At 67.4% G+C, this 22,383-nt stretch carries 19 protein-coding genes; 7 read left to right on the forward strand and 12 right to left on the reverse strand.

Annotation, left to right across the window (positions count from 1 at the left end; translation table 11 throughout):
• Nucleotides 1-146 precede the first annotated feature (146 nt).
• A complete protein-coding gene (locus OJB03_RS11445) occupies nt 147-1,004 on the forward strand; it encodes a sulfotransferase domain-containing protein (RefSeq protein WP_263787567.1) in 858 nt (285 codons plus the stop codon).
• Nucleotides 1,005-1,063: 59 nt separating this feature from the next.
• Here OJB03_RS11445 and OJB03_RS11450 read toward each other — a convergent pair whose 3' ends face one another.
• From OJB03_RS11450 to flgF, 10 genes are all read right to left on the reverse strand, one after another.
• Entirely contained in the window at nt 1,064-2,074 is a 1,011-nt protein-coding gene (locus tag OJB03_RS11450) for an HDOD domain-containing protein (protein WP_263787568.1), read from the reverse strand.
• A gap of 73 nt (nt 2,075-2,147) precedes the next feature.
• Nucleotides 2,148-3,110 carry a flagellin N-terminal helical domain-containing protein gene (locus tag OJB03_RS11455; RefSeq protein WP_263787569.1) on the reverse strand — a complete coding sequence of 321 codons (963 nt, stop codon included), beginning with the start codon at nt 3,108-3,110 and terminating at the stop codon, nt 2,148-2,150.
• Between the two features lie 71 nt (nt 3,111-3,181).
• Nucleotides 3,182-4,963: a flagellar hook-associated protein FlgK gene (gene flgK / locus OJB03_RS11460; protein WP_263787570.1), complete on the reverse strand. Its 1,782-nt coding sequence runs from the start codon at nt 4,961-4,963 to the stop codon at nt 3,182-3,184.
• A 16-nt stretch (nt 4,964-4,979) separates the two neighbouring features.
• A complete protein-coding gene (locus OJB03_RS11465) occupies nt 4,980-5,516 on the reverse strand; it encodes a flagellar protein FlgN (protein WP_263787571.1) in 537 nt (178 codons plus the stop codon).
• Nucleotides 5,506-6,018 carry a hypothetical protein gene (locus OJB03_RS11470; RefSeq protein WP_263787572.1) on the reverse strand — a complete coding sequence of 171 codons (513 nt, stop codon included), beginning with the start codon at nt 6,016-6,018 and terminating at the stop codon, nt 5,506-5,508. The genes OJB03_RS11465 and OJB03_RS11470 overlap by 11 nt, the downstream gene beginning before the upstream one ends.
• Nucleotides 6,019-6,061: 43 nt before the next feature.
• Nucleotides 6,062-7,225 (reverse strand): flagellar basal body P-ring protein FlgI, encoded by a 1,164-nt coding sequence (locus OJB03_RS11475; protein WP_263787573.1) that lies wholly within the window; start codon nt 7,223-7,225, stop codon nt 6,062-6,064.
• 57 nt (nt 7,226-7,282) lie between these two features.
• A complete protein-coding gene (locus OJB03_RS11480; protein ID WP_263787574.1) occupies nt 7,283-7,930 on the reverse strand; it encodes a flagellar basal body L-ring protein FlgH in 648 nt (215 codons plus the stop codon).
• 54 nt (nt 7,931-7,984) lie between these two features.
• The gene (gene flgA / locus OJB03_RS11485; RefSeq protein WP_263787576.1) at nt 7,985-8,710 is read right to left on the reverse strand and encodes a flagellar basal body P-ring formation chaperone FlgA; all 726 of its coding nucleotides are present in this window, start codon (nt 8,708-8,710) and stop codon (nt 7,985-7,987) included.
• A gap of 31 nt (nt 8,711-8,741) precedes the next feature.
• Nucleotides 8,742-9,530, reverse strand: coding sequence for a flagellar basal-body rod protein FlgG (gene flgG, locus OJB03_RS11490; RefSeq protein WP_263787579.1), 789 nt, complete (start codon nt 9,528-9,530; stop codon nt 8,742-8,744).
• Between the two features lie 39 nt (nt 9,531-9,569).
• Nucleotides 9,570-10,295, reverse strand: a complete 726-nt coding sequence (gene flgF / locus OJB03_RS11495) for a flagellar basal-body rod protein FlgF (RefSeq protein WP_263787581.1) — start codon at nt 10,293-10,295, stop codon at nt 9,570-9,572.
• Between the two features lie 417 nt (nt 10,296-10,712).
• Here flgF and OJB03_RS11500 point away from each other — a divergent pair, with 417 nt between their 5' ends.
• From OJB03_RS11500 to OJB03_RS11515, 4 genes are all read left to right on the forward strand, one after another.
• Nucleotides 10,713-11,519, forward strand: coding sequence for an SH3 domain-containing protein (locus OJB03_RS11500; protein ID WP_263787583.1), 807 nt, complete (start codon nt 10,713-10,715; stop codon nt 11,517-11,519).
• A 157-nt stretch (nt 11,520-11,676) separates the two neighbouring features.
• Nucleotides 11,677-14,403, forward strand: a complete 2,727-nt coding sequence (locus OJB03_RS11505; protein ID WP_263787585.1) for a S9 family peptidase — start codon at nt 11,677-11,679, stop codon at nt 14,401-14,403.
• A 193-nt stretch (nt 14,404-14,596) separates the two neighbouring features.
• Entirely contained in the window at nt 14,597-16,021 is a 1,425-nt protein-coding gene (locus OJB03_RS11510) for a sigma-54 interaction domain-containing protein (RefSeq protein WP_263787588.1), read from the forward strand.
• A 362-nt stretch (nt 16,022-16,383) separates the two neighbouring features.
• A complete protein-coding gene (locus OJB03_RS11515; RefSeq protein ID WP_263787590.1) occupies nt 16,384-16,965 on the forward strand; it encodes an LptE family protein in 582 nt (193 codons plus the stop codon).
• Nucleotides 16,966-16,969: 4 nt separating this feature from the next.
• Here OJB03_RS11515 and OJB03_RS11520 read toward each other — a convergent pair whose 3' ends face one another.
• Together OJB03_RS11520 and OJB03_RS11525 are read right to left on the reverse strand one after the other, a co-directional pair.
• On the reverse strand, nt 16,970-18,055 hold the full coding sequence (locus OJB03_RS11520; RefSeq protein WP_263787592.1) for a glycosylasparaginase: 1,086 nt from the start codon (nt 18,053-18,055) through the stop codon (nt 16,970-16,972).
• A 100-nt stretch (nt 18,056-18,155) separates the two neighbouring features.
• A complete protein-coding gene (locus OJB03_RS11525; protein ID WP_263787594.1) occupies nt 18,156-19,211 on the reverse strand; it encodes an SDR family oxidoreductase in 1,056 nt (351 codons plus the stop codon).
• A 235-nt stretch (nt 19,212-19,446) separates the two neighbouring features.
• Here OJB03_RS11525 and purL point away from each other — a divergent pair, with 235 nt between their 5' ends.
• Entirely contained in the window at nt 19,447-21,711 is a 2,265-nt protein-coding gene (purL, locus tag OJB03_RS11530; protein ID WP_263787596.1) for a phosphoribosylformylglycinamidine synthase subunit PurL, read from the forward strand.
• Between the two features lie 253 nt (nt 21,712-21,964).
• A complete protein-coding gene (trxA, locus tag OJB03_RS11535; protein ID WP_263787597.1) occupies nt 21,965-22,309 on the forward strand; it encodes a thioredoxin in 345 nt (114 codons plus the stop codon).
• Nucleotides 22,310-22,383 lie beyond the last annotated feature (74 nt).

Here is a 22,383-nt window from a genome sequence, read left to right on the forward strand (position 1 = left end):
CCCGCAAGGTGCCCGAGACGCTGGCCCAGAGTTTGCGCCTTGTTACATCCGACCCGAAAGGCCCTTTCGACCGAAGGATCTTCCGGCCCGGGCCGGCCGAGGGCCGCCGACCTCCACCTGCTCATCACCTGCCCGATTCCACACCCATGCAGTTTGTCGCCAGCTACCCGAAGAGCGGAAACACCTGGATTCGGCTCGTCGCCGCCGCGTACTCGCTGAAGGACGTCACGGCCGAGGACTTCATGCAGTTCAACGAGGACGACAACACGTCCCTCGCGAACGTCATGCGGTTCGGGGACGGCACCAAGTACTACTACCAGTCGGTCAGCCCCTTTCCCATCAGCGCCATCGACTTTCCGACGGAGGTCCGCCTGCGGCCCGCCGCCATGATGGTCATGGATCGTGAGCTGTCCGAGACGACGACCCAGCGCCCGATTCTGGTGAAGAGCCACCACCTTAACGGCGAGGTCGACGGAATTGACCTGTGGAACTCGGCGTGGACCGACGAGGTGGTCAATCCGGTCCGCGACCCGCGCGAGGTGTGCTGCTCCTTCTCGGCACACATGGGCAGAAGCTATGAGGACACGGCCGAGCTCATGGGCAGATCCAAAGCGCGCCTTGGAGACAAGGCCGAACTGCATCACCTTCTCGGTACCTGGTCGGACCACATTCGCGGCTGGCTGAACGCCGACGAGAGCCCGGTCCACACCGTGCGGTACGAAGACATGAAGACCAACCCCATCGGGGAGTTCTACGACATCCTTGAGTTTTTAGGAGCCCCGGACCTCACCGTGGAGCGGGTAGAGGCGGCCGTGAAGAAGACCCAGTTCGACCGGATGAAGCAGGTGGAGTCGGAGCACGAATTCCCCGAATCCACCGAACACCAGGAAAACTTCTTCCGCTCCGGAAAGACGGACGGGTGGAAGGAAGAGCTTCCCCTGCGCATCGTCCGCAGGATCGAGAAGGACCACGGAGAGATGATGGAGTACCTTGGTTATCTGTAAGCCCCCGGTGGGCAACGCGATGCTTCATCTTCTTCTCGCGTCGCTCCCTGGTGTGGGCCCTACGCCGCAAGGGGCTCGCCGAACGGCAGGTCCGGCTCCTCCGTGTCTGAGGTTCCCACAAAGAAGTCGGTGAAGAGCAGAACCGTCTCCTTCTTCGCCCGCAGCCGGTCCATGAGGTCTGAAGGGGGACCGTCGGCCTCAGGGTCGGAAGTCCAGTGACACCACACCGGCTGGTCGGCGCACGTCTCCCAGCTGATCGGCTCTTCGGAGGGACACACGCCCGCGAGGGGCGTCCCCATCGCCTTCGCCGCAAGGTTGGCCGCCCGGATGGCCCGCAGCACCCGCGGCGACGCGTCGCTCGACTCGGGGCGGGGCGAATGGTGGTGGCGGATCACGTCGACGAGCGTCTGCGGAAAGTTCAGCTCCAGGGCCGCGTACGCCCCGGCCTGGCAATGGTCGCACCCGAAGATGAACCGCTCCATCTTGCGGTCGTCCGGCTCCTCGAGGTGGTCCGCAAATCGCTTCTCCTCGTAGAGCGCGGCGGCCTTTTCGGGGTAGTTGTAGAACAGGACCAGCTTCCCGAAGTCGTGGAGCAGGCCCTCCGCGAATCCCTTCCCCTGGGTGACGTCCGATTCCGAGCTCGGGACCCGGCTGTTTCCATCCGGCGACAGCGGGCCCAACAGGCTGCTGGCGAGGAAGCCGGTCGCCTCGCTGTGGCGGATGAACCGCTGGAAGCAGGCCTCCACCGGCCCGTCCGCCAATTCGTCCATCCGGAGCATACCGAGGCTCACGACCGACCCGGCGGCGGTGGTCGTCCCCATCATGCGGATCGCCCGCCCCACGTCCGTGATGGAGCGGCGGAGGCCGTAGTAGGCGGAGTTGATCTGTTTGAGCAGCCGCGCGGTGGCGGCCGGGTCGTGCTGCACGATCTCGGTCAGGTCCTGCGGGTCCGTAAAGCCCGGTTCGTGGAGGAGCTCCAGGACGCGAGGAAGCGTGCGTGGGAACGGCGGCACGCGCAGGTCGAGGTCGCGCAGGGCCGCGTCGGAAGAGCGAGACGGGTCGTTGCTCATTGGGCTGGGGCGCCGGGGCACGGACCGCGAGGCAAGGGGCGGGCCGCGGACCCGGCTCAAGTTCAGGGGAGTGCTAGAGGAAGTTCACGAGGGACGTCTGCTGGGACGAAGAGGTGGCCTGGAAGGCGGCCTGGAGCTGGGTCTGCCGCTGCTGGAGCTCGGAGATGGCGGTGGCGAGGTCCGTGTCCTCGGCGTCGGAGCGTCGCTCGTTGGCCTCAAGCGACGCCGCCTCCACCTGCTCCTGGGCCGTAGAAAGGCGCCGTCCGATGGCCCCCGCCTCCGAGCCCTTCGAGATCACGTGGTCGAGCGCATCCTCCACCTCACCGAGGGCCGTGTTGATGTCCGGGTCCGGCGGGCCGCTCGGGGCCGAATTGTCGGCCGGGTCCACGGCTTTGATCAGGTTGTCGAGGGCCCCAGTGATGGTTTTCGGGTCCCCACCAGCCGTGGTGCCGTACTGCGTGAGCGCCTTGCCGTCGACGTTGACGGTCAGGTCTTGATTTTTTCCAATCGGCCGGATCCGGTCGCCGTCGATGGCGTCGAGGGCCCCGTTGATGGGGGCGTCGCCGTTGACGGTCCCGTCCGCCGCGAACGGCTGCGTGTCGGTGCGATTGCCGGCAAAGATGTACTCCCCGTCCTGCGTGCTATTCATCCGGTCCACGACTTCGTCCTTGATGGACCGGAGTTCCCGGGCGATGGCCGAACGGTCCTCGTCGCTCCGGGTGTCGTCGGCGGCCCGGACGCCGTCCTCTCGGGCCTTAGTGAAAAGGTCGATCATCCCGTCCAGCTCCTGCTGCGTGCGGTCGACGAACGTGCGGGCGCTGGCGATGGAGTCCTCGCGGCGCGAGAGCTCGTTGCCGAGCGTCTTCAGCCGCTCGGCCGTGGCGAACGAGGTGGGGTCGTCCGAGGGGCGGTTCACCCGGGTCCCCGAGCTAATTTGCTCACGAAGGCGGCTGATGTCGCGCTGTAGCCGGGGCACCTCGTCGGAAATCACGCCGGAGTAGACACTTGAATTGGAGGCAATGCTAACGTTGGCCATATCAAAATTTTAGGGTTGGGGGCGTAGCGCCGCGAGTGCGGGGCCGGGCCGACCGGAGCGCCCGATGGTCATTACCGCGCGATGGAGAGCAGCGTACTTGAGACCTCTCGGGCCGTCGTGAGGACCCGCGCGGACGCCGCGAACTGCTGCTGCTGCTCGATCAGGCTGCTCAGCTGCTGATCCACCGACACGCCCGACACGTCTTCGATCTGGGCCTGGACGCGCTCCCCCACGGCGGCCTGGGCCTCCTCCTTGGTGGACGCCTCCTGTACCTGCGTGCCCACGCTGGCGGCCAGGTCGGTCGCGTCTGTGGTCAAGTCCGACGAGCGGTCGGCGATGGTCTGGGCCGGACCGGTGTCGCCGGAGAGGGGGTCGTCCACCGTCACCGAAAACTCTTTGGTTTCTGTCGCTCCCACATCCCCATCCGCGAAGGCGGTGCCCACGTCAAGCTTGAGCGTGTTGCTGCTTCCGTCGTCTTCCAGCGTGATCGTGTTTCCATCGGGGCCGACATCCACGGTCTGCGCGCTCCCGCCGTCAACCGTAAAATCAAGGGAACTCCCGCCCGCATCCTCGACGGTGACGTCGAAGGTTCCCCCCTCCAAGTCTCCTGGCAGGTTTCCGTCGGGGGAAATCGACGACACCTCGACCGTGCTGGCACCGCTTTCGGGGCCGTTGGTGAGTCGGGACTCGATCTGGCCCGCGCCCTCGGTGTCTCCGAAGTCGCCCTGGCCGATGGTGACGGCCGTCTCTTTCCCCCCCGGCGTGCCGAGGGCCGGCGTCGCCACGGCCGCAATGTCGTCGGGGCCGTCGACGTTGAGTTCGATGTTGCCCGCCGTGTTTTCCGACGTGGGCCCGGACTTGTCGACGAAGAAGTTCTCCCCCGTGTCCCCGTTCTGGTCGGCCCCTTTCCGGTGCGCCTCGTTCACGTCTTTCACCACGCTATCGGCAAGGGTATCGAGCCGGCCCTGCACGCCGGGCAGGGTGTCGTTCAAAAGACGCGCCTGCGCGCCGATCTCCCCGCCGCCCTCCTGTCCTGGACTGAACTCCACGCCCGTCTTTCCAAACTCGACGGCCGGGGTGTCCCCGGACTGGTCCACGCTCAGGTTTGTCGCCTCGGTGCCCTGCACCACCGTCATGCCGTCGACGGTGAGCGTGAACCCGTCCGACCGGTTCTCCTGGGCCTGCACCGGGAGCAGCTTCGACAACTCTTTGACGGTCTGGTCCCGCTGGTCCTCCGCGGCGTAGTCGGGGGAGCCCCCGGACCGGGCGGTTTCGATCTGCTCATTCAGGGAGGCCACCTTGCCCAAAAGCCCGTTGGCCTCCTCCACGTTGCCGGCCAGCGCGTTCTCGGTGTCGGTCGTGAGTTCCCCGAGGCGCTGGTCGAGGCGGCCGAACGTGTCGGTCAGCTGGCGGGCCCGTCCCAGGACGGACTCACGCACGCCCTGACTCTCCGGGTTGTTGGCGAGAGTGCTAAAGCCGTCGGCGAGGCCCTCCAGTGAGGCCGACAGGCTCGCGTCCGTGTCGGTCGCCAGGGCCCCTTCCAGCACGCCCAGCACGCGCCCTTCCTCCCGGGCGGCGCTCTCGCTGCTCCGGGCCTCGTTCCGGGCGGCCACGAGCATGCCGTCTCGGACCCGCTCGAACTTTTCGACCCCCACGCCGCTCGACGTGACGTCCTGCGCCCCGTTCGAGGTGTACAGGCCCGTGGTGGCGACGCTGCGGGAGCTGAGGCTCACGCGGCGCCGGCGGTATCCCTCCGACTCGGCGTTGGCAATGTTCTGGCTGGTCGCGTCGATCTTCTCACCGACGGCGCGCAGCGACGTGCTCCCAATGTCGAACAACGAGTTGACGCTCACGGGGCGCGGTTAGGGCCTATCCAATGGTGTTGACGAGAGAATGCTCGCCGCCCCCGGACTCGGCCGTTCCGTCGGCGGTGTACGTGCGGCGGTCGGTGTCGACCGCGGCCTCCTGCACGGCGGCCAGTAGCTCGTGGTTGAGGCCGGCGGCGTACTCCAGCGCAAACTGGAGCGTGTCGTTAGTCCGCTGGGCCGACTCGGCCCGCTCCAGCACGGTGGCGCGAGCCTGGGCCAGCCGCGTGCTTGCCTCCGCGTCGGGCGCCCGCTTCTCCAACACCTCGATCAGCGTCTCCAGGGACGGGTCTTCTTCCTCAAGCTCCACCATCCGAATGAGGAGGCGCGCCTGTCGCTGGTACGTCTGGCGCAGGTCGTCGATCGTGTCCGTGCAGTCCTGCGCCTCCGTCGCGAGGGGGCCCAGCGCGTCGGTCTCCCCGTTCCGGAGGGCGTCCAGCTGCTGCTCGAACAGAGACTCCAATTTTTTAAATGCGCCGGCCTTTTCGTTGAGGGTTTCAACCAACTTATCGACGGCCGGAGTGAGGCGTTTAAACGACATGGTCAATCTGGGGGCGATCCTTAGAGGTTGAGGGGTCGGCCGGGGCGGGGAGCGGGTCTACGAACTCCGGAATGGCCTTCTCCGGCGACGCCGGGGCGGGGGCGGGGGCCTCGTTGTCGGCCTCCGTGTCGTCGGCCTCCGCGGACGCGTCCTTGCCCCAACTTTGCATGAGCGTCTCCGAAATCTGGAGGTTGCCCGCCTCCGTGAGCTTGTCGGTGATCATGTTGGTCATGACCTTGCGCTGCCGGTCGCGCTGGCTGCTCATCCAGTTTTTGCCGCCGTCTCCCGCGAGGGACGAGGAGTGCATGTCTTCGGTCATCACGTCCACGAACTGGCGGACCAGCACCTTCTCGAACTGCTCCGCCGCCTCCTTCGGGGTCTCGGGGTTGTCGTCGCCGATCAGGCCCGTGCCCAGCCCACCCGGGGACGGGGACGCGCGGCGCTGCGTAGCGAAGCGGGCGGCCGCTTCTTCGGGGCCGGCCGATGTAGGAGAGGACGTCATGAGAGCACTCGGGGTTGGGAACGGTCGGACCGCAGCGGGGGCGTTACAGGATTACCAGCTCTGCCTGCAGGGCGCCGGCGCGGTCGATGGACTGGAAGATGGAGATAATGTCGCGGGCCGTGATGCCCAGATCATTCAGGGCGGACGCCAGCTCGCTCACGTTCGTATTTGGCGGGAGCACGACCGACCGCGCCCCCTCCTGCTGTACCTCGGCCTGCCCCTCCGCCACCGGCTGGGTTTCCCCCTCACCCAGCGGGTTCGGCTGGGAGACAAACCGGTCTTCCTGCGTGGAGACCGTGATCCCCCCGGTGGTCACCATCACTTCGCTGATCGTGACGTTGCCCCCGGCGACGATGGTGCCGGTGCGCTCGTTGATGACGACGCGGGCGGGCGCCGTCACCTCGACTTCCACCCCCTCCAGGGCCGCCATCAGCTGGGAGGTATTGTTCAGCTCATCGGGCATCCCCACGTTGACGAGGCCCGCGTGGGCGGCCTCCGCGGCGTCGGGGAAGACCTCGTTGATCGCGTCGGCAATCTTGCTCGCGTTCGTGAAGTCGGGCCGACGGAGGATGAGCCCCACCTCCTCCTGATTCAGGTCGACGGGGTGCGCCTTGCGGACGATGGCGCCGTTCGGGACGCGGCCCGTGTTCGGGCTGTTGACCGTCACCTCCGTGCCCTGGCTCGACGCCTGGGCCGACCCGGTGGTCAGCGGGCCCTGCGCCACGGCCCGGAGTATCTTGTCGGGGTCCTGCAGGGGGGTGCGCAAAAGCACGCCGCCAGAGAGGGAGCGGGCGTCCCCCATTGAGGAGACGGTGACGTCAATCTCGCTGCCGGCCCCGGCAAACGGGTCCAGGTTGGCCGTCACCAACACCGCCGCCACGTTGCGCGACTGCAGCACCTCCTGATCGACGTTCACCCCAAACTCGCGTAGCATGTTGGCGATGCTCTGCACGGTGAACACCGAGCCGCTCTGCGCACGGGCACGGTCGCCGGTGCGGTCGAGCCCCACCACGAGGCCGTACCCGGTGAGCTGCACGGGGGAGGCCCCTTCAATGGAGACCATGCTCTTCAGCTCCGAGGTGGCCGTGGCGGCCTCCCCGGAGTCCGCCGCCGCGGGGCCCTGCTGGGCAAGGGCCGATCCCGCGCTCCCGCTCAGGGCGAGCGCCAGCAGTGCCAGCACAGTGCGTCGTAGGCGAACGGTTCTCATAAACAGGCGGATGGGTGCACGTGGCGCGTGGGGACGGCGGCTGGGAGTTCTTCTTGATTACTGTATCCCAAGAAAGATGCCAATTCCGGTTGCGATGACGCCGCCCACCTTCAGAAGGAGGCCCTTCGAGAAAATCCCCTGGTTGCGAAAGCCCTCCTCGCCGTACTTGATTTCGGCGTTGGCGATCTGGGTGGACAGGACGGTGTTGTCCTGGCGCACGTCGGTCGGCCGCACGACGCCGGACACCTCCATGATGTGGGTCACGCCATTAATCGTGAGGCGCCGCTCCCCCTCAACCTCCAGGTTGCCGGCGTTGCTGACGCCCGTCACGCGGGCGGTGAAAGTCCCGTTCAGCACCTCGCTCTGGACGGACTCGTTGCTGTTTTCGGTCTCGGAGGTGACCTCCGTGCCCGCGGAGAAGCTGCCGCTAATGTTTTCGGAGAGGGTCCCGGACCCGCTGCCGTTCAGGCTCGACGAGGAGTTGCCCTCATACGAGCTCTCGCGCTGGCCGGACGTCTGCTCGTTAATGACGACGGTGATCACGTCGCCCGGCTTCTGGGCCACAGGGTCGGCGTACAGTGACTGCTCCGCCGCCCTGACGCTGGTGGAGGACTCCTGCCCATGTGCCGGGGACGCCCCGATCAGGCCGAGGGGCAGCGCTAGGACAAAGAGGGACGCAACCGAAGCACAGCAAAATCGAATCATGGGGACTAATCGGTACGGTGAGCAAGAATGCAAGGGAGGAAGCCGCTGTTACAGTTACAGTGTTTTGACCCACTCGACCGCCTCTTCCGTCCGGACGCGAGCCTGGTAGGTCTTGCGCGTGTCGGGGCAGTACACCCGGACCACGTCCTCGACGAAGCCGGTCTCCCGGACCGTACAGGAGAGCCGGAAGGAAACCCGGCCGCGTCGGTAGTACATGTCGGTGTCCGTGCCGGGGTCCACCGCGTAGGGTGGGCGCACATCTCGCGTCCGCAGGACGCGCTCGGAACGCAGGTACCGGTCGGCGACGAGCGTCCCCTTCTCCCGTTGCGCCCGAAACTTCGACGCCCGCAACGGATCACCGTGGAGGTCGCTCACGCTCATCCACGCCCGGCTCACGTCGTCGGGCCCAATCGATTCCCCCTGCTCGATGCGACTGCGCGTCGTGAGCACCGAGTCGTAGCGGGTCACGCGGAGCATGGCCCAGCCCGCATCGCCCCACCCCGACGCTGTCCGGGCCCGGACGCGGGCTCGGGTCAGCCCGCCCGTCACGATGCCGCGGTCGGGGAGCTCCAGCCGCAGCTGGGCCGTGCTGTCGACTGTGCCTCGCACGCGGCGCACCCGCACCTCCAGGTGGTCCGCGCTCTCGGGGTGACGCGCCGCAATCTTCTGCGTCGCGGCACGCTGCACGGCCGCCTCCGCCCCACTGTCCTGCGCCCGCAGGGCCTGCGGCCCACTGGCGGCGATCAGCCCAAGGAGACCGAAGACGAGGAAGCGCTGCATACGAGCGGAGTGGGGAGCTACGAACGGCGGATTACCGCTTCACGTTGTTGGCGGTCTGCATCATTTCGTCGCTGGTGGTCACCATCCGCGAGTTCAGCTCGTAGGTGCGCTGGGCCTGGATCAGGCTCGTCATCTCCTGCACCACCTTCACGTTTCCCTTCTCCAGGAAGCCCTGGCGCACGTTGCCGAGCCCTCCTCGTCCCGGCGTTCCGATGAAGGGCTCCCCGCTCGACTCCGTCTGCTCGTAGAGGTTGCCCCCCTGTGGCCGCAAGCCGCCGGAGTTGGAGAAGCGGGCGAGCTCCATCTGGCCCAGCTCCACCATCTCGGACTCCCCCTGCAGCCGCGCCTTGACCGTTCCTTCCTGGTCGATGCTGATCTCCACCGCGTTGGGCGGCACGTTGATGTTCGGCTGCACCTTCAGTCCGGTCTGGGTGACGATGTTGCCCTCGCTGCTGAGGGTAAACGTGCCGTCGCGGGTGTAGGCGAGGGACCCGTCCGGCTGCTGCACCTGGAAAAACCCATCGCCGTTGATGGCGAGGTCTAGGGAGTTGCCCGTCTTGGAGAAACTGCCCTGTGAAAAGTTGCGCACTGTGGCGACGGAGGTGGCGCCGCTTCCAATCTGGAGCTCCGCGGGCTCAGCGCCGTCGGTCTGTCCCTCCGCGCTGGCCTGCACGTTCTCGTACAACAGGTCCTGAAAGACCACGCGGGACCGCTTGTACCCGGTCGTATTGGCGTTGGAGAGGTTGTTCGCAATGTTGTCGATACTGGTCTGCTGGGTCTGCATTCCCAGCGCAGCCGTCTGGAGAGAGCGAGGGGGCATAGGCGTCGAGAAACAAAAATTTGAAAGAGAGTGCCGCGTCTACATGCCGCCGAGCGACTGGGTCGCACGGCCCAGCACCCCATCGGTCGTCTGGATGGTCTTCTGCTGGGCCTCGTACTGGCGCTGGTGCTCAATCATGTTGGTGAGCTCGGTCACCGGGTCCACGTTGCTGGTCTCCACCTTGCCCTGCAGCACGACCGGGTCCTCGGCCGTCTGGGCCTGGGCATCTCCGGCCGCGAAGGCAGCGCCGTTCGTCCGCTCTAGCTGCTCGGGGTTCTCGAACGTCGCGACGCGAAGGGACCCGACCTCCTCCTGGCCCGCGGTGATCCGGCCGCTCTTGGAGATGCTGACGTCGCCGCCCTCCTCCACCGGGATCTGGATCGGGCCACCCTCCCCCATCACTTCTCGCCCCTCGGGCGTGCGGAGCGTCCCCTCACTGCCCACCACGAAGTGACCGGCCCGCGTGTATCGTTCGGCCCCGCCCCCACGAGGCTGAGTGACGAAGAACCCCTCGTCCCCCAGCGCCACGTCGAGCGGGTTTCCTGTCTTCTTGAGGCTCCCGCCCGACAGGTCGTTGGCCTGCTCCAGGCGCCGGTCGCTGATCGGCGACCCGTCTTTCGTGAGGCGCTCGTTCAGGGCCTCGGTGAAGACGCGGTCCTTCTTGTAGCCGGTGGTGCTGGCGTTGGCGAGGTTGTTCGCCACCTGCTCTTGCTGGAGCCGCATCTCACTCATGGCGGCGGCGGCGTTCTGGAACCGGGGAAGCATGGCGGGGCCAGAGGACGATGAACGGATCGGTCTGTTGGACTCTAAGGGCCTTTCAAAGAGCCTACCAGGTTCTGAGAGTGGGGCGCGCCCCAGCGCCGGGACCGGAACCACTCCTGCTCGGGCACAATTTTCCGACCCGTTACGGCAGATCCTGCCGTCCTCGCAGGCGGATCACGGTCCGGGCGAATCGTGACGCAATGGCGGCCCGGCGGCCCTGATTCGTGGGGAGGCCTTCAGGGCGGACCGCCAATGAGGCCGTCGGGAGCCGGCTGGCTCCTCAACCGGTGACGCCCCGCCGCCGGCGCCACGCCGCAATTGTCTCGGCCCCGCTCCCCGCGTCAAAACGAGGGGCCCCAGCACGGCGTACACTGGATAGAATCTTCGCCGTACTTCCTCTTCCCGATGGCCACTCCCCCCATGACGCCCCCCTCACGGCTCGTTCGGCTGGCGGTCCTCTATGGCCTCGGGCTGCTGCTCGCGCCGGCGGCGCACGGGCAGCCGGGGTCCGCCGCCCCGAGCCCGGGCGACACGGTCCGCACGTCGATGCCGACCGCCCTCTGGGCATCCGCCGACGCGGTCGAACTGGCCGCGGCCCTGCCCGCCGATACGTCTCTGGTCGTGGAGGCGGTGCAGGATGGGCGCTTGCGCGTGCGGTCCGCATCCGGAACGGGATGGGTGTCCCGGTCGGCCCTCTCCCCCGTTCCCACCGTCGTCCAGCGCTCGTCCGCAGGGATCGGCGTTCGTCCGTCGTGGCGAGCCCGCCTCCCCCAGGGCCGAGGGCGTGCACTCGCCGTTCCCCGGCTGGCCCTGCACCCCGGGCGGGACGGCCCCGCGGTCGTGTCCGTCCTTCTCGCCAACCCGTCCCGGCGCACTGTAAAGTCCGCGGACCTGGTCCTGGTGCTCTACGACCGGGCCCCCGACTCGACCGCGGAGAACATTCGTCGACGGACCGTGCGGGTGGTCGGTCCGCTAGAGCCGCGGGGCTTGGCCTCCTATGACGTTCGGCTTCCGGGCAGGGCACGTCGCCCCTGTGTGGGCATCAGGCAGGTGCGGGTAGAGCGGCTCGACGGCTCGACGGTCATTTCGGCACCGCGTCCTTCGGGCCGCCGACCGGCCGGGATGAGAGCGGCCCGCAAGAGCCTTTCGTACGCGGGCAATGTCTCGTACGCGGGCGACGATTGCCTCGCGGGACCGGACGTGGAGACCTCGACGGACTCGCCGTAGCATTCTCGCTCTGGGGTGCCCGAGGTCTTTTCGTCCTTACTTCCCGTGCGTCCTAAACGGTCCTCCAAGTCGCGCGTGACCTGTATATCTTTTGTGTCGTGCGACTTACGTTGGGGAGACCCACTACGCATCTACCTTTTTCCGTCCCCTTCCCCTCATGCGCACCTGCCTCCTCGCCCTCTCTGCTCTCCTGTTGGCCGTCCCGCTTTACGGCCAGTCCGCCGACGAGGCCCCTTGGACCATCGACCACGTCCTCACACAGCGCTCGCTGACGGACGTGAACATCGGGCCGGACGGCAGCCGCGTACTGTGGGTCAAAGAGACGCCCGATCCCGACGCCGACGAGACAACGTCGGACGTCTACCTGACCTACCGGGACGATCCGCACGGCGGCGACTCGACGGCCACCCTCCAGCTGACGCGCACCGGCGACAACCGCGCCCCACGCTGGAGCCCGAACGGGGAGCACATCGCGTTCTTATCGTCTCGCGGGACGGAGGCGGAAGACGCCGGCGGCACTCAGCTCTGGCGGCTTGACCCACGGGGCGGGGCACCCGAAGCCGTCACCTCAATCGAACACGGGGTGCGAGGCGCCCGGTGGGTCGACGACGACCGGCTCCTCGTGACAGCCCGCGAGCAGAGCACCCGCTACGAGGAGCACCTCGAACAGACGGAGGACGACGCCGACGTCATCGAGGACACGACGCTCTTCCGGCCGGTGCGCCTCTTCACCGTCCACGTGGCGACTGGGGACGTGACGCGCGTGACGGACAATGATCACCAGATCAGGGAATTCGCTCCGTCGCCGAACGGCCGATACGTGGTCTACAGCCTCGACGACTCTCCGATCGACGCTGACGCCCGCAATCAGCCGCACCAGTTTCTGCTGAACCTTGAGACGGACAAGACGACCGAGATTTTCGACGAGCAGTACGTTGACCCGTCCAACTATCAGTGGACGGCCGACGGCAGCGGCTTTTATGCCACCGACTCGCATTCCTCCGACCCCGAGCACGAGGGCGCCGGCATCACGAAATTGTACCACTACACCCTCGCCGCCCGTGATTACCAGGAGGTGCCCCTGGCGTGGGGCGACAAGGGCGTCGGCTATGGGGGATACACGGTCGTGGACGGCGGGGTGCACGTGCAGCTGGCCGACGGCCCGACCTTCGAGCCGCGCTTCTACCGGAAGACGAGCGGCGGATGGACGCCGGAGGAGGTCACCGACGAGCGACTCGAACACGCCTCCGCATTTACGGCGGGCCCGGACGGTGAAACGGTTGTCTTCAGCCACTCGACCGCCGACACGCCGCCGTCGTACCGTGTGGGCACCTACCGCAACGGCGACATCCAGAGCGATGAGACCCTAACGACGCTCAACGAGAATCTCGACGACCTGCCGATTCCGCGGGCCGAGGTCGTGGAATGGGAAGGAGCCAACGGCGAGACCGTCAACGGCATCCTGCACTACCCGCTCGACTACGACCCGGACCGGGCCTATCCCATGATGACAGTCATCCACGGCGGGCCCAGCGGGGTGGACCTGGACGCCTGGAGCCTCGGGTGGACCGTCTACGCCCCGCTCCTCGCCCAGCGCGACGCGTTCGTCTTCCGCCCCAACTACCACGGCTCCGGCCACCACGGCCTGGACTTCGTGGAGTCGATTAAGGGCCAGTACTACGAGCTGGAGATCCCCGACATCGTACGCGGCATCGACAGCCTGACCGCCGCGGGCACGGTGGACCGGGACTCGCTCGGCGTGATGGGCTGGTCAAACGGCGCCATCCTGACCACACAGCTCACCATCGAACATCCCGAGCTCTTCCGGGTGGCCGCGCCCGGCGCGGGCGATGTCAACTGGACCTCCGACTACGGCAACTGTGCCTTCGGCGTGCGCTTCGACCGGTCCTACTTCAAGGGCGCCCCCTGGGCGTACACCGAACACTACATCGAAAAGAGCCCGCTCTTCGAGATGCCGAAGGTGCGAACCCCCACCCTCATCCACCACGGCACCGAGGACCGGGCCGTCCCCTACGAACAGGGCTGGGAGTACTACCGCGCCCTCCAGCAGATCGGCAACGCGCCGGTCCGCTTCCTCAGCTACCCCGGCGAGCCGCACGGGCTGGGCGAGCTCTCGCACCAGCGGCGCAAGGTGGAGGAGGACCTGAAGTGGATCGATACACACCTCTTCGGCAAGACCTCGATGCAGGAGCGCGTCTCGGAGCGGCTGCTGGCCGACGACGCACCGCTCTCACTCCTCGAAACCGCCGACGTCCCCGCCCGGACCGACGGCCGGTACGGCGAGCAGGTGGACGGCCGTCTCGTCCCCGAGACCGTCACGCTCGGCGACACCCTCACGGTGGGGCGGTTCGAGGTGACGCGGGCGCAGTTCCAGGCGTACGATGCTGACTTCGAGGTGCCATCCGGCACCGCCGACCACCCGGCCCACGGCATCTCCGCGGACCGGGCCCAGGCGTACGTCGAGTGGCTGCGTGAGCAGACCGGCCGCGCCTACCGCCTCCCCACCGCGGAGGAACTGGCGGCCCTGAAGACGGCCCGCGCAGGGACGTCCGAGAACACCCCCGCGTACTGGGCCGGCTTCACGCCCACCCCGGACGAGTTCCACCAACTGCGGGCGCGCTTCGCGCAGCACTCCACCGATGCCCTCCTGATGCCGGTGGGCAGCCGCCCCGCCGGGCACGGCCCCGACGGGGGTGGGCCGCTCGTCTACGATGTGGACGGCAACGTGGCCGAGTGGGCCCGTGCCGACGACGGCCTTCAGGCCCAAAACGCCTCGGCACTCACCCTGACGGGTCCGAGGGCCGACGCCGCCCCAACGCCCCCACGCCGCGTGACGGGCGTCCGGGTCGTGCTCGACCGATAGGCTCCCCGCTGAACTGAACGAATAGCGCCCGTCACGTCACGGCATCTTCAACCGGGAGTGGGCCGGGTCCGGGATCCTTCGCGAGCCGAGCGGGTGTGATACATTCCGCTTTGTGACAAAGTGGCAGGAAGAGTGTTGTAGAGCCTGCCGACAGCCCCGCATCGCTGTTTCGTGCTGGATTCCCTCCGCTCCCATGGACCGCACCTCCATTCAGGAACGCTTCGGCATCGTCGGCGAGTCCGACGTCATCAAGAACGTGATCGACCAGGCCCGGCAGGTGGCCGACACGGACATCACCGTGCTCCTGCAGGGCGAGAGCGGCGTCGGCAAGGAGCTCATCTCTCAGGTGCTGCACGAGCTCTCGATGCGCCGCCACGAGAAGATGGTGGTGGTCAACTGCGGGGCCATTCCGGAGGGCCTCATCGAGAGCGAACTGTTCGGTGCCGAAAAGGGAGCCTACACCGGAGCCGTCGAGGAGCGTGTCGGCTACTTCGAGGAGGCGGACGACAGCACCATCTTTCTCGACGAGATCGGCGAGATGCCCATGGAGGCACAGGTACGCCTCCTCCGTGTGCTCGAGACCGGCCAGTTTACCCGCGTCGGCGCGTCTCAGCAGCAGCAGGTCGATGTCCGCATCGTGGCGGCGACGAACAAGGACCTCGCCGAGGAGGTGCAGAAGGGCAATTTCCGCAAGGACCTGTACTACCGCCTGAGCACGGTCCTCATCGACATTCCGCCGCTGCGGGAGCGTCCGGACGACATCCTGCCCATCTTTGATACGTTCCTCCACGAGTTCTCGCAGGAGTACAGCTCGTCCCGCAAGCGGCTCACGGAGGACGCGGAGGAGCTCCTCGAGTCGTACCGCTGGCCGGGCAATGTGCGCGAGCTCCGAAACATCGCCGAGCAGGTGGCGGTCCTGATGCGCACGAATGAAGTGTCGGCCGACGACCTGCGCCCCCTTCTCCGCGACCTCGGGCAGGCCTCGACCTCGACGGGCCTGATGCGGGTGGAGCCCGATCCCCAAGAGCCGGACGCGGGCGTCGGCACCGAAGACGATCTTCGCCAGCGTGAGTTGCTGTACCGCGCCATTCTGGAGATGCGCATGGACATGCGCAACCTGAAAGAGCGGATCGACTCCCTCATGTCGAACGTGGGCGTCGTGGTGCCCCGCGAGGTGGCCGAGCGCGGGGACTTCCCAAGCGACTACGACGACTTCGTGGTCGTGAACAGCGAGGACGGCCCCGCGACCTCCCGCCCTCACCGCGAGCGCGAGCAGCGGGGCGGGGGCAAGGTCGACTCCATGATGCGGGACGTCATCTACGAGGTGGAGGAGAGTGGCCCCGCCCGGCCTACGAGGCCCCGCCCGGATCGCCCCTCGGCGCCTGAGCCGGGGTCGCCGCCCTCCGCGGAGCCCGAGGCCGAAATTGAGGCGGACCCGGCCAAGGACCCGGATCAGGAGACGGCGGACGAACTGCCCACGCTCGAGGAGTCCGAAAAACAGCTCATTAGCCGCGCCCTCAGGCGGTTTGATGGCAACCGCCGCAAAACGGCCGACGCGCTCGGCATTAGCGAACGCACCCTCTACCGCAAGCTCAAAGACATCGACGAAGACCTGTAGGGGCGCGGGGAGACAGGGAGTCTGTGCCGTACACTGCGCGCTGCCACGACGGAATTCTCAGACGAAGAGACGTGCTCGGCGGTGGACCAGGTTCGACACTTCTCCCGGTCACGGTGTGCGCACACGCTGTCGAAGCGTGACGTCGGCGCCGCTCCACCGGTTCCTTTCGGCTCAGGCCGGGAGGCGCTGGGAGCGCAGCGGAGGAGACAGGTGCTGCGAGTCGGGCGTGCCTGCCGATGTGGGGACCTCGACGGGAAGGATGCGAGGGGGCTCGATGAGCAGTACGACCAAGTGCCCGGTCGGCTGGTGCAGATGCGCCCGAACACTGACGACTGGATTCTCCGAACGTAGCCGATAGCCTCATGCCCTCCCCTCCTCCTACGTCGCCGCGTCGCCACGCCCCCGGCTCGCCGCACCTCTCTCGCATGGGCACTCGGCCCCTCCTGTGCGCTCTGTTGCTTCTCTTCGGGGCGGGCAGCCTCTCCGGCTGCACCGTCTACAGCTTCAGCGGCGCCAGCATCCCGTCCAACCTCGAGACCATCTCGGTTCCGATCGCCCAGGACAACACCTCCAGCCCCGTCAACCGGCTCGGCGCCGACTTGACGGACCTCCTCACCGACCGGTTCGTCGACCGCACAAGTCTCTCCCTGACGACCGACAACGCCGGCGCCGATGCGTTTCTGACCGCCCGCATCCAGCGCTACACGAACGAGCCCACCGGCGTCAGCGGCGATGAGCGCGCCACGACGAACCAGGTCACCATCCGGGTGCAGGTGCGCTACGTCGACCAGACGAAGGACGAGGAGCTCCTGAGCCAGACGTTCAGCGGCTCCGCCAACTACAATCCCGTCGAGGCGGGCCTCGACGGGGAGCGGCAGGCCATCCAGAATGCGCTCGAAAACGTGGCCGACGACATCTTTAGCACGGCGACCTCGAACTGGTAGTCCGCTATTCTTCGTCGAAAAGCCCCGGGATCTCGACCCGGCGGACCCCGTCGGCGTCGCCTACCACCATCTGGCCGCTGCCCCGCATCTGCGCCCCGCCAAACTCACCGTCTTTCCGAAGCGCGTAGAACCGGACGCCGAAGTTCGGCTCGTCCCGTGCATTGAGGAGTCGAGGGACCTGGGTGTTCTCCGCGATGCGGCGACAGGCAAACAGGCACGCCTCCTTGGGCGTGTCGCCGGCCCGCATCCGCTCCACGATGAGGTAGCTCGACAGGTTTTTGAGGTTGGCCTCCCCGCGTCCCGTAGAGCCCGCTGCGCCCACGTCGTTGTCGGCGTAGAGGCCCGCCCCCACGACCGAGGTGTCCGCCACCCGGCCCGGAATCTTGTAGAACAGCCCGCTGGTGGTCGTGACGGAGCCGATGTTGCCGTTGGGGGCGAGGGCCGAGCAGTGGATGGTGCCGTAGTGTCGCTGCACCTCGCGCACCTTTGCCCCGAGTGCCGGGTCCTTCAGGCTGTCGGGCGGCAGGTAGTTGTCCTCCTGCGACAGGTTCTCCTTCCATTCCACCCAGATCCTGCGGGCCTGCTCAGTGAGAAGGTCCTGCGTCTCGACCCCGTGCATCTTGGCAAACTCCTTCGCGCCCGCCCCCACCAGTCGGACGTGGTCGGTCCGCTCCATGACCAGGCGCGCCACCTGTGAGGGCACCGGAATGTCTTCGAGGACCGCCACCGCCCCGGCCCGGTGCGTCTTTCCCTCCACCACCCCCGCCTCCAGCTGCACGGTCCCCTCGGCGTTCGGGATGCCGCCGTACCCCACCGTGATGTCGTCGGGGTCGCGCTCGACAATGTTCACCCCTTCAATCACGGCGTCCAGTGCCTCCCCCTCCTCGGCCATCACCGCCAGGGCTCGCTCGGCAGCTGGCGCGCCGTTGTCGCTCGCCACCACCAGCGGGCCGCCGTTGGCCCCGGCGTCGAACGACGGCGATTCTCCCGACGCAACCTGCGGCAGGGCGGCCGCCCCGGCGCCGGCCAGCGCCGCGCGTTTTAGAAAGGTGCGACGGGACGAAGACGGGGAGGAGGCGTCGTCGGACATACGTTCGCGGACGTGACATTGGGGGGAGGCCATGCATCCGCAGAAGGTAACAAGGAACGCTGAGAAGCAAAACCATGCGCCCCCCGGCGCTCTACACAACTCAGTACATCGCCGACGAGCGGGCGTCGTGGCGCCGGGCGTACGCCACCATCGCCGAGGCATAGTCCGGCAGGAAGGGACAGGCGATTCCCGTTCCGTCGAGAGCCGCCCGCGTGCTCGACGCGTCGTACCGGGACGAGTGGTCGAAGTAATCGATGAGCTCCGGCGCAATGCCGAGCGCCCGTCCCACGCCCGTCCTCATCATTGCCCGCGCCAGGTCGGGGGGCACCGGCACGTACGCCACTCGCTTGTCCAGCAGGTCGGCGAGCAGCTCCATGAGGGCCTGGGCCGTGAGCGGGCGCGGGTCGGTGAGGTGGAAGACCGTGCCCTCGTGCCCGTCCGCCCCCAGAAGGTGGCCCATCGCGTCGACCACGAAGTCGACCGGCACCAGGTTCACCGGCTCGGTTCCCGAGCCTACGCGGGTCATGAGCGTGTACCGCGGCAGCCGGCGCAGCGCATTCAGCACGAAGTATACCCCATCGAACTTGTCCGTCTCGCCCGTCTTGGAATCGCCCACTACGATGCTCGGGCGGAAGACGAGGGTCGGGATTTCGTCCATGCGGTCCTGCACCAGCACCTCGGCGTGGTATTTCGTCTCCTCGTAGAAATTCTTGAACCCGGCATCGTGGACGAGCTCGTCCTCATAGACCGTGCCTGTTCGCTCGCCCGAGACATAGGCGGAGCTGACGTACCCGAAGCGCTCTAGATTGGGACTCCGGGCGAGCAGATCAAGCACGTGCCGCGTGCCCTCCACGTTGACCTGCCAGCCGACCGGTCGGGGAATCGTGAGGTCGTACACGGCGGCGAGGTGCACCGCCCGCGTGATCTGCTCGGCCACCGCATCGTAGCGCCCCTCAAGGCCCAGGTCCGGCTCCGTGATGTCGCCGGGCAGCACCGTCGCCCGGTCGGCCAGCCCCAGGTCGGCGAGCAGCGTGTGCGTGCGCCCCTCGAACTTGGGCTGGACGAGCAACAGGAACGAGGCCCCGGGCTCCGCCGCGGCGAGGCGGCGCAGGAGGCGCGTGCCGAGGAAGCCGGGGACGCCGGTAAGAAAAAACATACGTTCGGAATCGACGGTGGACGGAACTGCGAATGGGAAGCCCTGCGACAGTCGAGGGGGGAGGCGCCCCCTGATGCTCTGGACTACACGCCCGCTGCCACTTTTCCGAACGGCTTTTTCCCGAACGGCGACGGCGGGCTTTCCCAATTCCCCACAAAGGGAGGATCCATCCCGTTGTCCCCTCATACTCACCACCGAATCCATATTTCCCCGTGCTCCCACGCTCCAGTCCCCTATGCCCGACACGCTTCCGCAGCCCCCCGAGGTCGACCGGGATCTCGCCCTCGGCCACGGCCTCACCGACGACGAGTACGACGAGATCCTCGACCGGCTCGGGCGCACGCCCACCTTCACGGAGCTGGGGATCTACTCGGTGATGTGGAGCGAGCACTGCTCCTACAAGAACTCGACCGCCCTGCTCAAGACCCTCCCCACAGAGGGCGAGCAGCTGCTGGCGGAGGTGGGGGAGGAGAACGCGGGCCTCGTGGACGTGGGCGACGGGAAGGCCGTGGCATTCAAGATCGAGTCGCACAACCATCCCTCCGCCGTGGAGCCGTACGAGGGCGCGGCCACCGGCGTGGGCGGCATCCACCGCGACATCTTCACGATGGGCGCCCGGCCCATTTGCGCGCTCGACTCTCTGCGGTTCGGGTCGCTGGAGGAGTCGCGCGTCCGCTACCTGTTCGACGGCGTGGTGCGGGGCATCGGCGACTACGGCAACTCCTTCGGCGTGCCCACCGTGGGCGGTGAGGTCTACTTCGAGGACGCCTACGAGGGCAACCCGCTCGTCAACGCGATGAGCGTAGGCGTGGTGGACACCGACCGGACCGCGCGCGCCGCAGCCGAGACGCCGGGCCATCACGTGGTGCTCGTCGGCGCCGACACCGGGCGCGACGGCATCCACGGAGCCACCTTCGCCTCCGCCGAGATCGACGAGGACAGTGAGGAGGACCGCCCCAGCGTGCAGGTGGGCGACCCGTTCACCGAGAAGCTGCTCCTGGAGGCCACGCTCGAAGCCATCCGCGAGGGCGTCGTGGGCGGCATTCAGGACATGGGTGCCGCGGGCATCACGAGCTCGGCCTTCGAAATGTCCGCGTCGGGCGGCACGGGGATGGACCTACACCTCGACCGCGTGCCGACCCGCGAGACGGGCATGACGCCCTACGAGATCATGCTGTCGGAGAGCCAGGAGCGGATGCTCGTGGTCTGTGAGCCGGGCGACGAGGAGGCCCTCGCGGAGATCTACGGAAAGTGGGACCTGAATGCCCAGCACATCGGCACGGTCACCGACACGGGCCGGGTCCGGGCCTACTGGGACGACGACGAGGTCGCTACGCTCGATCCGGCCCACGTGGCGGGAGACGATGTGCCCGTCTACGAGCGCGACACCGAGCGCCCCACCTACCTGGAGGACACGCGCGCGTTCACTACGGAGGACGTGCCGGACCTCGCCCCCTCCGACGTGGAGGATGCCCTCACGACGCTCCTCGGCAGCCCCAATATTGCCTCGAAGCGCTGGGTCCACGAACAGTACGACACGATGGTCCGCACAAACACGGTCGTGGGCCCCGGGGCCAGCGACGCCGCGGTGGTGCGCCTGAAGGGCACCGGCAAGGGCCTCGCCGTAAAGACGGACTGCAACGGCCGCTACGTCTACCTCAACCCCCGGCGCGGTGCCCAGATTGCGGTCGCTGAGGCGGCGCGCAACGTCACCTGCGCCGGCGGCACGCCCGTGGCCCTCACCAACTGCTGCAACTTTGGCAACCCGCACGACCCGGAGGCCTACTGGACCTTCGCGGAGGCCATCGAGGGGATGGGCGACGCCGGCCGGGCCCTCGGCACCCCGGTAACGGGCGGCAACGTGTCGCTCTACAACGAGCACCCCGAGGGCGCCATCTTCCCCACCCCCACCATTGGCATGCTCGGCGTGGTGGACGACATCGACACCCAGCCCACCGCGGCGGCGCTGCAGAACGAAGGCGACGCGCTATTCCTGCTCACCCCGAGTGACTGGCGTCACCCCGAACGGACCGGCGGCACCGAATACCTGTCGACGGTCCACGACCGCACCGCCGGCGACGCCCCGCATCTCGACCTGGACGAGGAGGTGGCCGTGCAGTCCGCCACGCAGGCGCTCATCCGGGATGGAATCGTTCAGCACGCCCATGACGTATCCGACGGGGGACTGGCCGTGTGCCTGGCCGAGTCCGTAATCCACAGCGACGGGCTTGGGCTGGAGGCAGGACTCCCGGCGGCCGACCGCCTCGACGCGGCCCTCTTTGGGGAGGCGCAGTCGCGCGTGGTGGTCTCCGTGCAGCCGGACAACACCCCCGCCCTCGACACCATCCTCGCGGACCACGACGGCGTGCAGGCCCACCGCCTCGGGGCCGTCACGACGGGGGACCTTCGCCTCAGCATGGGGGACGAGACGATACTCAGCAGCTCTCCCGAGGTCCTGGCCAATCCCTATGAGGAAGCCATTCCTGACGCTGTGACGTAGCCCCGTCGAGATTGCATGCCATCGCCCTGTCAGTTGGACACGACCTCGAAGCAATTGCTGCGCATCCTGTAACGCAACAGGGAAGCGCCCCGTCATAGCCTTCCCTGACCGATGTGGCACCCTCTTTGTGCTAACACACACTGACTGCGTTGACGCCAGCCCGCGGCGAGAAACTGCTAGGGGGCGCCGACGGTATAGTAGAGAGTGCGTTAGAACGTTCGCCTTCTTCCCCACAGCAACGACCATTCCCATTATGGCCGAGAGTGCCAATGTTATCACGCTGACCGACGACAACTTTGAGGACGAAGTCTTAGACGCCGACCAGCCGGTGCTCGTGGACTTTTGGGCCACCTGGTGCGGGCCCTGCCGCCAGATCGCTCCGATCGTTGAGGAGCTGGCCGACGAGTACGAGGGCCAGGCCAAGATCGGCAAGGTCGACGTCGACGAAAACCCGGAAACCGCGCAGGAGTACGGCGTGCGGTCCATCCCGACCCTCCTGTTCTTCAAGGATGGAGAGGCAGAGGAGCAGGTCGTCGGCGCCGCCGGCAAGCAGCCCCTGAAGGAGAACCTGGAGGCGCTCGTCGGCCAACCGGCATAACGTCGCGCCAGGCGTAATTCCACGCCAGGCGCAGATCCGTCTGGACGAGGCGTCGCCCCGAACGGATCGTCACT

Origin of the sequence: Salinibacter grassmerensis, from assembly GCF_947077765.1 — a bacterium.
GTDB lineage: Bacteria > Bacteroidota > Rhodothermia > Rhodothermales > Salinibacteraceae > Salinibacter > Salinibacter grassmerensis.